General features: G+C 40.7%; 10 protein-coding genes. 7 read left to right on the forward strand and 3 right to left on the reverse strand.

The window, feature by feature from the left end:
* Positions 1 to 2: 2 nt before the first annotated feature.
* From MTF68_RS03080 to MTF68_RS03090, 3 genes are read left to right on the forward strand one after another with little or no spacing between them, the layout of a single operon-like run.
* Positions 3 to 677, forward strand: coding sequence for a response regulator transcription factor (locus tag MTF68_RS03080; protein WP_004586804.1), 675 nt, complete (start codon positions 3 to 5; stop codon positions 675 to 677).
* Complete coding sequence (locus MTF68_RS03085; RefSeq protein ID WP_004586805.1) at positions 671 to 2008, forward strand: ATP-binding protein; 1338 nt, start codon at positions 671 to 673, stop codon at positions 2006 to 2008. The genes MTF68_RS03080 and MTF68_RS03085 overlap by 7 nt, the downstream gene beginning before the upstream one ends.
* Positions 1995 to 2399, forward strand: a complete 405-nt coding sequence (locus MTF68_RS03090) for a hypothetical protein (protein ID WP_126007379.1) — start codon at positions 1995 to 1997, stop codon at positions 2397 to 2399. The genes MTF68_RS03085 and MTF68_RS03090 overlap by 14 nt, the downstream gene beginning before the upstream one ends.
* A gap of 109 nt (positions 2400 to 2508) precedes the next feature.
* Here the strand turns inward: MTF68_RS03090 and MTF68_RS03095 are convergent, their stop codons facing one another.
* Positions 2509 to 3543 carry an AI-2E family transporter gene (locus MTF68_RS03095; protein WP_024033443.1) on the reverse strand — a complete coding sequence of 345 codons (1035 nt, stop codon included), beginning with the start codon at positions 3541 to 3543 and terminating at the stop codon, positions 2509 to 2511.
* Between the two features lie 170 nt (positions 3544 to 3713).
* Between MTF68_RS03095 and MTF68_RS03100 the strand changes: the two genes are divergently transcribed.
* Both MTF68_RS03100 and MTF68_RS03105 read left to right on the forward strand, forming a co-directional pair.
* A complete protein-coding gene (locus MTF68_RS03100) occupies positions 3714 to 4607 on the forward strand; it encodes a TIGR01777 family oxidoreductase (RefSeq protein WP_248461635.1) in 894 nt (297 codons plus the stop codon).
* Between the two features lie 130 nt (positions 4608 to 4737).
* Complete coding sequence (locus MTF68_RS03105) at positions 4738 to 5913, forward strand: GGDEF domain-containing protein (RefSeq protein ID WP_248461636.1); 1176 nt, start codon at positions 4738 to 4740, stop codon at positions 5911 to 5913.
* 52 nt (positions 5914 to 5965) lie between these two features.
* On the opposite strand, the gene MTF68_RS03110 is transcribed toward MTF68_RS03105, so the two are convergent.
* A complete protein-coding gene (locus MTF68_RS03110) occupies positions 5966 to 8518 on the reverse strand; it encodes a glycoside hydrolase family 3 N-terminal domain-containing protein (RefSeq protein WP_248461637.1) in 2553 nt (850 codons plus the stop codon).
* Positions 8518 to 9792 carry a sugar MFS transporter gene (locus MTF68_RS03115; RefSeq protein ID WP_024033438.1) on the reverse strand — a complete coding sequence of 425 codons (1275 nt, stop codon included), beginning with the start codon at positions 9790 to 9792 and terminating at the stop codon, positions 8518 to 8520. The genes MTF68_RS03110 and MTF68_RS03115 overlap by 1 nt, the downstream gene beginning before the upstream one ends.
* 258 nt (positions 9793 to 10050) lie before the next feature.
* On the opposite strand from MTF68_RS03115, the gene MTF68_RS03120 reads away from it, so the two are divergent.
* Entirely contained in the window at positions 10051 to 11382 is a 1332-nt protein-coding gene (locus MTF68_RS03120) for a GH1 family beta-glucosidase (RefSeq protein ID WP_248461638.1), read from the forward strand.
* Between the two features lie 60 nt (positions 11383 to 11442).
* On the forward strand, positions 11443 to 12771 hold the full coding sequence (locus MTF68_RS03125; RefSeq protein ID WP_248461640.1) for an MFS transporter: 1329 nt from the start codon (positions 11443 to 11445) through the stop codon (positions 12769 to 12771).
* The last annotated feature ends 59 nt before the right edge of the window (positions 12772 to 12830 follow it).

The following is a 12830-nucleotide window of genomic DNA, read 5'->3' on the forward strand; positions in this document are numbered from 1 at the left end:
AAATGCGAATTTTAGTTATAGAAGATGATTTACACTTAGCAGACAACCTACGTAATGCTTTAGAGAAAGAACGTTACAGTGTTGATTTATGTCACGATGGCGAAGCTGGCCTATTCCATATTACAGAATACCCGCTAGATATGGCGGTGGTTGATTTAGGCTTACCAAAAATTGACGGTATTGAGCTAATCAATAAAGCACGTGCACAAGGCGTGACGATCCCTATTTTAATCTTAACGGCGCGCGACCGCTGGCAAGACAAAGTTGAAGGCCTAGATGCTGGTGCCGACGACTACTTAACCAAGCCGTTTCATGTTGAAGAATTAATTGCGCGTTGTAACGCACTTATTCGCCGCAGTGCGGGTAAAGCAAACCCTGAAATGACAGCGGGTCCAATTAAAATTCATACTCGCTCACAACAAGTTTGGGTTAACGACAAAGAACTTAGCCTTACGGCTTATGAGTACAAAGTACTTGAGTATTTAATGGTTAACCCGCAAAAAGTAATTTCTAAATCAGAACTTACTGAGCACATTTACGACCAAGATTTCGATCTTGATTCTAACGTTATCGAAGTATTTGTACTTCGTCTGCGTAAAAAATTAGACCCTGAAGGCACATTAAACCCAGTAGAAACACTACGTGGGCGTGGTTACAGGCTTAAAAGTCAGTGGTAGCATCGCAAATATCGCTTAAAATAAGGCAAGGATTTATCCTTGTCTTTGTTTTATTGGTGGCACTGCCTATTTTGTTTTACTCGATTGGTAAAGCGTATTACGCCTCATTAGTCGAAACCACCGAAAAAAATCTAGAAGCCCACTTATACTCCCTTATTTCTGAAGTCGACTTTACTGAGCGCGGCATTATTATGCCCAGCACAATTTTAACGCCTGAGCTTAATAACTTAAATTCAGATACCTACGCCATGATTTACCGCGATGATGTACCTGTTTGGCACTCAGAGTCGGCAGTAAACGTAAACTTTAAACCCGAGTACATAGAGCCTAAAGCCGGTGCGGCCGACTTTAGACGTGTGGTTTACAACAATGCGGTTTACTGGCAATTAAGCCTAACGGTTATTTTAAATAATATTGACCAATCTGAGCAGGCACGTTTTATATTACTCAAACGAAACGATGCATTGCTAAGGTTAATGGATGGCTTTAAACAAACCTTAGTCGATTGGATGTTTATAATGGGTATTGCGATTGCCGGTTTAATGGCAATTGGATTTATTTGGAGCGGCCGGCCGTTACAACGTCTTGATAAAGAAATAAAAGCCATTGAGTCGGGCGATATTCAAGAAATTAAAGGCTTATACCCTGTAGAGCTGCAAACAATTAAATCAGACCTAAACTTATTACTAGAGTCGCAGCAACGTCAAAAAGAGCGCTACAGAGCCTCTTTAAGTGACCTAGCACATGCATTAAAAACGCCCCTTGCGGTATTAAAATCAAGCCCGCTTGCTAATGATGCCGATGCCCAAGAGCAACTTGATAGAATAAATGTGATGATCGAGCATCAGTTAAAGCGTGCAGCTACTGGCGCCTCAGACACCTGGAAAAAGCAAACTCCAGTTAAACCTGTGGTTGATTCTATTTTAAGTGCAATGGCCAAAGTATACCGCGATAAAGACATTATATTTAATTGTACCGTGACCGATAAAGATTACTTTTTAGGTGACCAAACAGATTTAATGGAGTTACTGGGTAATTTAATTGATAACGCTTGTAAAGCGTGTCGCTCGCAAGTAGAAATACAAGTCATTCAAAGTAAAACACTGTGCATAGGCATTAGTGACGATGGACCCGGTGTACCCGAGGATAAACGCGAGTCTTTATTAACCCGTGGTACCCGCCTTGATACTTACGAAAGCGGCCACGGTGTTGGTATGGCGATAGTCTCTGACTTGGTTAAATCTTATAACGGTCACTTAACGATTAATAAGTCGGACACCTTAGGCGGCGCACAGTTTATTTTAGAGTTTAATTACAATGATAAAAAATAGCCTTTTAATCACACTTGCGAGCCTATTAGCACTAAGTACTAATGTCAGTGCGCAAGCACAGTGTACGCTTGAGCAAAACGCAACGCCAAGCCAAACTAAACGCTATACGCAGTGTTTAGACACCCAAATAAATCAGGCTAAGTACAATCAGGGTACTTGGGTTCAAAAACGTAAATATGAACTCACTAAATTAGAAGAGCAAAGCGGAAATACGCAAATACTGATGTTGTTTAAGCGCAGCGTCGACAACCACCAAAAGTATATTGAAGCAAGCTGCCAATGGCGCTACATATTAAAACTGCCAAATGCCAGCCAAGCCGCTATTGATTACAAATTATGTGAACTTGCACTTATTGAACAGTTTACTCAAGTGCTTAAAAAGCCACTTTAAACGGGGATTAACCCCTACAAAAAAAGCGATTAATACTGTGTATTAATCGCTTTTTTGTATCAAATATTTAATCAAATACGCAATTTTAAGCTATGAAAACCAATTGATATTATTTATCGTCTATCGATTCTCCAGTACCAAGTAGCGTGGCAACCCAGCGCCCTTCATCACTTGCCTCTAGGGCTATTTTAACAATCATGGTAAGAGGTACCGATAGCAACATGCCTACAGTGCCTAATAACCAACCCCAAAATATTAACGACAAAAACACCACCAAGGTAGAAAGCCCAAGCCCTTTACCCATAAATTTAGGCTCTACAATGTTACCCATTACCGTATTAATAATTAAATACCCTGCACCTACAAGCCCGGCTGTTAATGGTCCTTGTGTAATGAGTGCTAACAATACAGCTGGTACTGCGGCAATAATAGAACCTATATTAGGAATATAATTAAACATAAAGGCCAACACGCCCCACAGCACAAAGTAGTCAACATCTAAAATCCATAAATAAAATGCTGCAATAATACCGGTGGCTAAACTCACTAATGTTTTAATTGCTAAATACGAATTAATAGAAACCAAAAAGCGGTCAATTTGCTCCATTTTTCTATCTGGGTCGGCAAGTGCCATATGAATTTTTTTGCTTAATGCAGGCCCTTCAAAAAGCATAAACACCACAGTTAAAATTATTAAAAACATGTTTGCCATTACGCCACCTAAGCCGGTAAGCATATTCGTGGCTACATCAACCATTTTACCTGGGTCAAACATAGAGAGAATCTGATCTCTATCGATTAAGATATTGTATTGCGATGCAAGATCGACCAGCCAAACAAACTCTTCTTGTAACTGGGCTTTATATTCAGGAAGTTGCTGAGAAAAGTCGTTAACTGATTGTCCTACAAGGCCGCCTAAGCTTACACCTAAGCCCACAATGATAAGCACCACAATAACAACAGAAACCCCTTTAGGGATCCGATAGCGGCCAAAAAATGTGATCAGCGGGTTGCATACAATGGCAATAAACGCCGCCAAAATAAAGGGAATAATAATAACACTTGCGGCCTTAATACCGGCTAATACAACCACCAGGGCTGCAAATATTATTAAGCTTTTATTTACGCCAGTTAAACTTGCCAACGCGCCAATCCTTTTCTTATGAAATTCGCTTTAGTGTAAGGCAAAAACTAATTAAATGAAATATTTACAAAGTGATCGTTGTTTTTTAGTTAACGTAATAATTTGCATTAAGATAGTTTAAATAGTATACATTTTAAACAAATCGTACACTTAAAATTGGTAAGATTTTTATGCATATTTTTTTTACAGGCGCTACAGGCCTAATAGGTAAACACTTAACGCCTTTTTTGCTGCATCATCATAAAGTAACCGTACTGAGCCGAAATAAAACCAAAGCCCATGTATTGCTTGGTCATAATATTGATGTAGTAAGCACGGTTGATGAGGTTAATTTTAACCATGTAGATACTGTGATTAATTTAGCCGGCGAACCTATCGTCAACAAACGCTGGACGCAAGCACAAAAACAAACAATTAAAAACAGCAGAATAAACCTTACCACGCAAATCAGCGATGCTATTTTAAATTGCAGCACGCCCCCTGCTACATTTATATCTGGTAGTGCCATTGGCTATTATGGCCGCCAAGACGATACCCCCGTAGATGAGGACACCGACGATGTAAATGATGAATTTAGCCATCAGCTATGTAAAGAGTGGGAGCACGCGGCACTAAAAGCGCAAAGTGATAAAACACGGGTGTGCTTATTACGCACGGGAATTGTACTTAGCAAAAACGGCGGCGCTTTAAGTAAAATGCTTCCTGCGTTTAAATTTTTTGCAGGTGGCCCCATTGGTGATGGGGAGCAAGGTATGTCGTGGATTCATATTGACGATATGATTCAACTGATTTTATTTATTATAAAACACACGTCGCTTTGCGGGCCAATTAACGCCACTGCACCCAGCCCTGTTAGTAATAAAGTATTTAGCAAAAGTTTAGGTAAAGCATTGTCTCGCCCTGCGGCCCTAACCATGCCAAGCCCTGTGTTAAAAGTGTTAATGGGTGAAATGTCTGATTTGCTCACTACTGGGCAATATGTAATACCCAAAAAAGCGTTAGCGCACAATTACCGTTTTCATTTTACGGATATAGATTCAGCTCTGAGAAGTTTAATAAAGTAGGTGTATTCAGCATAGATACACCTACTAAAGGTTATAAAAATACTACTTTAAGCTAGGTTGCTGTAATTAACATAAGCTTTAGTATCTAATCTCCATTAAAATAGTCGTTTTATAATAAAAGAACCTTTCTATGCTGCACTTACCAACCGTTATAAGCCTTTCTTTTATTTTAAACCTTATAATTGGGCTGTATTTTATCTCTATTTATCAATATAAAAAACAAACTAGTTTTTTATATTTTGGCCTAGCTTGTACCACCTTTACATTCGCCATACTATGCGCAAGCTTACGCGTGATCATTGCATGGCCGTTTATTACCCATTACTTTGCCAGTCTATTTATTATTGCTTGCCCACTTTTTTTAATTATGGGATTAAAAGCACTCAGTCCTTTAAATAAAAGCATATGCAGGCAAGTTAGCTATTTACTCATCGTGGCTGCGGTTTTTTTACTCATAGTTTACAACACCGCTGTAGAGCAAATATTGGTTAGTTTAACTGTGGCAGGGTTATTTTTGTATGCCTCGTATATTGTTTTAAGCACCCGCTTTATAGCAAAATTACAGCAACGTATGCTATTGCTTTGCCTATTACTGCATGCACTCGTTATGCTAATACAGGGAGTTTTATTACTGTTGCCGTTTTTTACCGCGCTCAACTTTAATTTTGCCTCTGTTTTGCAATTTACCTTGGCTGTACACTTAATACTTGCCACTAGCGCCGCCCTATTGCTGCCTTTTTTAGTGTTTGCCAATACAGAGCATACGCTCAACTCCCTTGCTAATCGCGACCCATTAACCCAACTATTAAATAAACGCGGTTTAAATGCAGTGGCCAATACGTTATTTAATAAAAATAATGCCGAGCATCCCCTTAGCATTATTATGGTCGATATAGACTTTTTTAAGCGCGTTAACGATGAATATGGACACGATGCAGGTGATGAGGCAATTAAATGGGTTTCGCAACATATTGCCGCGCTTTTTTCTAACAGCGCAGTAACCGCGCGTGTTGGCGGCGAAGAGTTTGCAATTTTACTTAACCACTGCACTTTAAATGAGGCACAGTGCGCGGCAAACACCCTCAGAAAAAACATTAAAAACAAGCCCTTTAGCTATTACGGCAACACCATTTATTTAAGAATAAGCGCTGGAGTGGCATGCAGCGATACTCAAACAAGCTCTTTTAAATCGCTACTTAGTGCGGCAGATAAGCGCTTGTATATTGCTAAAACCACAGGACGCGACAAAGTTATATATGAATCTGCACAAAACCCTTTTATAAATAACAAACCGGTTTGCACATAAAAAAAGCCCTTCAATTGAAGGGCTTTGACATACACACACTAAAACAAAATGATTACTGACATTTAAGCCCAGCAGAATCTGCCTTATTAGGCACAAACTGAATGTTTGCTACCGACACTGAGGTTTTGCTGCTTGCATGTAAACTAAACGGGCTTGTAAGGCTTGCAAAGTCTACGCCTTGGTTCGCAAAACAACGTAAGTCTACCGACACCGACTGCCATTTATTTTTGATGGATTGATCAACCATTTTACTCAAGGCAATCGCACCACCACACTCACCTGAACAAGTCATAGCAAGGTTTACGTCATCGGTTAGTGGCTCATTGAGTTTAATATCAAAACTAATAACGCCATTAGCCTCTAAATACGTAATGGTATCTTCTGCAAAGCTTGTGACTATTTCAGCACTTGCCTTTTGCTCGCCACTAAAATTAAATTGGCGCGCGTCTTCTTGAACAGTTTTATCCTCAGTACGGTATTTAAGTGCACCCAGTTGGTGAGTACTGCTTGATACATCTAATAGCTCATCGCCAGATTTAAGTAATAAACGCCACGGAGCAACCGGTGCGCCAACTAAAATATCCATACTAGTGAGTGCTGAGCTATCTAATTTAGAGTCTTCATCTAAATTATCAGCCAATACATTTTTATCGCCATAAGTTAAACCAAAGCCGTACGGTAATAATGGGCTGTAATCGTCATCGCCTTTATTAACCGTTGCTTGTACTGCTGTTTTAGGCCATGAAAACGAAAGCTTGCCGCTAAAGTCATGTTGAATGCTGCCATCTTTGCCTTTTAAAATAACATCGGCAATACCGCCGCCCTCTGTACCTGGCAGCCATGCTGCAACAAATGCATCTGAGGCATTTAATTCACTGTTAACCCACATAGGGCGACCCGAAATAAATACCGATACAACCGCAATACCCTGCTCTTTTAACGACTTTAATAACGCGTGCGATTTTTTATTACCGCGCTCAAATTCAAGGTTGTCTCTATCGCCATGGCCTTCTGCATAAGGCTCTTCACCAAATACCACAACGGCTACATCTGGGCGCTGCTCATATGAGCCATCCACACTTAAAATGGCACGTCCACCCGCCTCAGTAATTTGTTTTTCAAGGCCTGCGTAAATAGACGTGGCACCAGGAAAATCAGTATTTTTGTTATTTGTCCCTTGCCAAGTAATACTCCAACCACCCGACTGCTTACCTATGTTATCGGCTCCATCGCCGGCAATAAGTACAGTTTGGTTTGCATCAAGAGGCAAAATATTGTTTTTGTTTTTAAGTAAAACAAGTGATTCACGTACTGCTTGACGCGCAACTTCGCGGTGCTGCTGGGCACCAATTAGCTCAGTTTTACCCGAAAACTGACGCTTAGCCGGGCTTGGTTTATCAAATAAACCAGCACGCAATTTAACGCGTAAAATTCTACTTACTGCATCATCAATGCGCGACATGCTAATTTCGCCAGCTTTCACTTGCGCTATGGTGTTTTCGTACAGCGGCTTCCAAGCGCCCGTTGGCACCATAAAAATATCAAGTCCCGCGTTAACAGCCTGTGCACAGCTTTCGTTTGTACAGCCTTCAATTTGGCCGTGGCCGTTCCAATCCCCTACCACAAAACCATCAAAGCCCATGCGGGTTTTAAGCACATCGGTTAACAGGTATTTATTGCCGTGGTTTTTAACCCCATGCCAGCTATTAAACGATGCCATAACCGACTGACTTCCCGCCGATAAGCCACCTACATAACCTTGGGCATGTATATCAAACAAATCTTGCTCACTGTCGATATTATTACCTTGGTCATCGCCATCGACTGTGCCGCCATCACCTAAAAAGTGCTTAACGGTACTAATAACACGTTTATCACTTAAAAAGTCGCCATCGGCCTTGCCCTGTAAACCATTTACAATTGCGGCTGAATAATCACGTACTATTTGAGGATCTTCTGAATAACCTTCATAGGTTCTGCCCCAGCGGTCGTCACGCACAACTGCCACTGTAGGTGCAAATACCCAATCAATACCCGTTGCCATTACTTCAACCGCAGTGATAGCTGCTATTTGCTCAATCAATGCAGGGTTGTTTGCCGCACCTAAACCAATATTATGCGGAAATAAGGTCGCACCAATTACATTATTGTGACCATGCACCGCATCGGTGCCCCACATTGTGGGTATTTTACTGCCATCGATAGAGTCATCTACCGACGCCTGATAAAAATCTTCAGCCAATTTTACCCAGTCCATTGGTGTTGCGTGTTTATCACCATTAGGAAACGCACCGCCCCCGTTTAGGTATGAGCCAAAGCCATATTTGCGCATGTCTTCAACGGTAATATCACGAATTTCTGGTTGAATCATTTGAGCTACTTTTTGCTCAAGTGTCATCGTTTTTAAATAATCAGCTATTTTAGCTTCAATTTTTGGGTCTTGTTTTACGGCAATATTAAGTTTTGGCCAAATTTTCTCTGTTTTAGACAGCGCATTATTAGCTTCAGGAGTGGTGGTCCCGTCATTTGAACAAGCCGCTAAAATGCCTAGTGATGCAATTAATGAGGCACGTGCTATTTTATTAAGTGAAAAAAGGGTTTTCATTATAGAGTCTCCTGAGCTTGAACTGGTTTGCTTCCGCTTAAACCATAAAACGCGATAAATAAGTAACAAAAAATAGGTAAAACATACGAAAGTTGAACACCCACACTATCAGCAAGTGCACCTTGTAAAAGAGGCACTATTGCACCCCCTACAATCGCCAAGCACAAAATACCAGAACCCTGCGCGGTATGCTTACCCAGGCCATTTAACGCTAAACTAAAAATAGTTGGGAACATAATAGAATTGAATAAACCAACCAGTAGTATTGACCACATTGCTAATTGACCCGACGTGCTCATGGCAATAACCACCAAAATAATAGCCATACTTGCGTTAAAGCCAAGTACTTTACCTGCGGGTAATTTTTGCATTACCGCTGCACCAATAAAACGCCCCACCATAGCTCCGCCAAAATAATATGTGATGTAGTGAGCGGCAACATGCTCTTTTAATCCAGCAATATTTTCTTGGGCTAAAAAGCTAACTAAAAAACTGCCAATCGCAACCTCTGCACCTACATACATAAATATACCCACAGCACCGAGTGTTAGGTGGCGGTATTGCCATGCACTACCTTCAATTGTCTCTGACTTTTCAGCGGCTTCTTTTTGCTCATTCATTATGTCTGGCAATTTAAGCCATGCAAAAATACCGGCTAGTAAAATAAGCATGCCTGCTAATAGTAAATAAGGAAGTTGTACCGACTCTGCATTTTGTGCCGGTGTTAAAAACGCTTCAGAGGCAGAGTCAAGAATCAAAAATGCACCAAATGTAGGGGCAACCGTTGTGCCTAGCGCATTAAATGCTTGCGTTAAGGTAAGGCGAGAAGACGCTGTTTTAGGGGCGCCCAATAAACTTACATAAGGGTTCGCAGAAACCTGCAATAAGGTAATACCGCTTGCCAGAACAAATAAAGCAAACAGAAATACTGGGTAATTATGTAGCGCCGCGGCTGGGTAAAAAAGTACACAACCACATGCCGCTATAAGTAACCCCACTACAATGCCTTTTTTATACCCTAATTTTTTAACTATATAGCCACTTGGCAGTGACATTAAAAAATAAGCGCCGAAAAAACAAAACTGAACCAGCATTGCCTGAACATAAGTTAGGTTAAACACCGCTTTTAAATGCGGGATTAAAATATCATTTAAGCAGGTAATAAATCCCCACATAAAAAATAAAGTAGTTAAAGATGTTAATGCAAAACCATAGTTTTTATCTTGGTAGTTTTGCGACTGTGTGTGTGTCGTCAGTGGTGCTGAACTGGCCATGGGCTCTCCGCAATTTATTATTATAAATTAATGCAAAAGTCGTTATTAAAAATTGCCGTGTAACCCAGCAACATTAAAGAGTTGACCTTCGTATCAATTAACACTAATCTAAAAATGTAAGCGCTTTCACGTGTAATTAAATACGAACATGTAACATATTTCAACAAGTTTTATTTTTTTATAAACGCGCCCTTACGCTTCATCGCAGTAAATACAGTGGCTATTTATGCATTTAAGGTTTAAAAAGGTTTGTTACTAATGACAAAATTATCGTTACCATCTCATTCACCTCTATTAACAAAAAACTTTGTTTATGGTGTGGCTACGGCATCATTTCAAATTGAAGGCGGGTATGAGCATCGCCTACCCTGTATATGGGATACCTTTTGCGATACACCCAACAAAATAGCCGACAGCTCAAATGGGCATGTTGCCTGCGATCATTACAACCAGTGGCAAAATGATATTGAATTAATAGACTCGCTTGGCGTAGATGCGTATCGACTTTCTATCTCTTGGCCGCGCGTTATTACCTTATCGGGCGAGCTAAACCCTGAGGGCGTAAAGTTTTATACTAATATTCTTAATGAGCTTAATAAGCGCAACATTAAAGCGTTTGTAACGCTATATCACTGGGATTTACCTCAACATTTAGAAGATAAAGGCGGCTGGTTAAATCGCGATACAGCTTATGAATTTGCTCGGTATGTAAAGCTTATTAGCCAAGCATTTGGCAAGCGGGTATTTTCGTACGCGACCCTAAATGAGCCATTTTGCAGTGCCTTTTTAGGCTACGAAGTAGGCATACATGCCCCAGGTTTAGTGGGCAAAGAGTACGGTAAAAAAGCGGCGCACCATTTATTGCTTGCCCATGGTTTGGCAATGGATGTATTAAAGCAAACCTCGCCTAATACTCAAAATGGTATTGTGCTTAATTTTACACCTTGCTACCCATTAACGCAGTCAGCAGAGGATATAAATGCAGCTCGCTACGCCGATGATTATTTAAATCAATGGTATATGAAACCAATAATGGATGGCCAATACCCCGAAATTATAAAACAGCTTCCTAGCAATCAGCAGCCTGAAATCCACCCTGGCGATATGGACATAATTTCACAATCTATTGATTACTTAGGCATTAATTTTTATACGCGCCAAGTATACAAAGCGCACCCTAGCGATATATACGAGCCACTTGCACCACAAGGGCCTTTAACTGACATGGGCTGGGAAATTTACCCGCAGTCGTTTACCGACTTACTTGTAACGCTTAATAACACCTACACCTTACCGCCTATTTATATTACCGAGAACGGCGCGGCTATGCCCGACACCATTAAAAATGGCGAGGTAAACGATGTAGAACGCCTAAACTATTATCATAGCCACTTAAATGCCGTGCACGATGCCACAGCGCAAGGGGTTAATATTATTGGTTACTTTGCGTGGAGCTTAATGGATAATTTTGAATGGGCTGAGGGCTACTTAAAACGCTTTGGTATTGTTTACGTTGATTATAAAACTCAGCAACGTACTATAAAAGCCAGTGGCCAAGCTTATAAAAGCTTGATACAAAGCCGTAAATAGCCAATAAAAGCTATTCGATTAATCGCATAAATAAAAATCAAAAAGCGAGAACCTAACATCATGATAAGTGTAAAAGAAAAAATAGCCTATGGCCTTGGCGATACGGCAAGTAATATTATTTTTCAAACAGTTATGATGTTTTTAATGCTGTACTACACAGATGTAGTAGGGCTTTCTCCAGCGGTGGTAGGCACCATGTTTTTAGTGGTTAGGTTGTTTGATGCCATCACCGACCCAGTTATGGGCAACTTAGCCGATAAAACCCAGTCGCGCTTTGGCCATTTTAGGCCCTATTTATTGTGGCTTGCCCTGCCCTTTGCGCTTATTAGTATTTTAGCTTTTACCACGCCAGAGCTTGAAGGCACTGATAAAATTATTTACGCCTTTACTACCTACACCATGCTTATGGTGGCGTATACCGCCATAAATATTCCTTATTGCGCATTAGGTGGCGTGCTCACTAACGATGTAAAAGAGCGTGTTAGCGTGCAATCTTATCGTTTTGTGTTTGGTATGTTAGGCGGCGTTATTGTTGCGGGCTGTACAATGCCAATGGTTGAATACTTTGGCCAAGGCGATAATGCCAAAGGCTACCAATACACCATGACGGCAATGAGCTTGCTTGGCTTAGTGTTATTTTTACTGTGTTTTTTTGGTACCAAAGAGCGCGTAGAGCAACCGCCTGAGCAAAACCTGTCGTTGTTTAAAAGTTTAAAAACCTTGATTAAAAACGATCAATGGCGAGTCCTGTGCGCTGCCGCGCTATTTTTACTCACTGGCCAAGTATTACGTTTAACCTTAGGGGTTTATTACGTTAAATACTATTTAGGGCAAGAAGATTTAATTACCTCCTTTATGACCCTAGGAGTGGTTGCCAGTATGGTTGGGTGTGCGTGTGCTCAGCCGTTGGCTAAGCGATTTTGTAAAATAAAAGCCTATATTAGTTTGCAGTTAATCGCTGCGGGCATATGTATTGCGAGCTATTTTATCTCCCCTGATAACATTACCTTGGCATTTGCTGCCTTTATTTTGTGGAAGTTTTTTTTAGATATGGCCACCCCGCTACTATGGGCAAAAATGGCCGACACCATAGACTACGGGCACCACAAAACTGGGGTAAGAATTACTGGCCTTGTGTATTCGGGCGTTATATTTTTTATAAAAATGGGTGTGGCGTTAGGCGGTGCAATTGCAGGCTGGCTGCTGTCTTTTTATAATTATCAGGCGCAAACAATGCAGAGCCTTGATACGCAGCAGGGTATTTTATTATCGTTTACTATTATACCGGCGTTTGGTTCTTTGTTTGTTGCATTTATTATGCGTAAATACACGCTCAATAACGCACAGTTAGCCTCTATACAGGCATCGCTAAAAACTAGTGCTAGTTAACATTTGGTGGGTACGGTATTATTTGCCCGCCAAAATAAAGGATATAAGTGAGTTAACAA

The sequence above is a fragment of the Pseudoalteromonas sp. 2CM37A genome (assembly GCF_023161885.1).
In the GTDB taxonomy this organism is placed as follows: Bacteria; Pseudomonadota; Gammaproteobacteria; order Enterobacterales; family Alteromonadaceae; genus Pseudoalteromonas; species Pseudoalteromonas atlantica.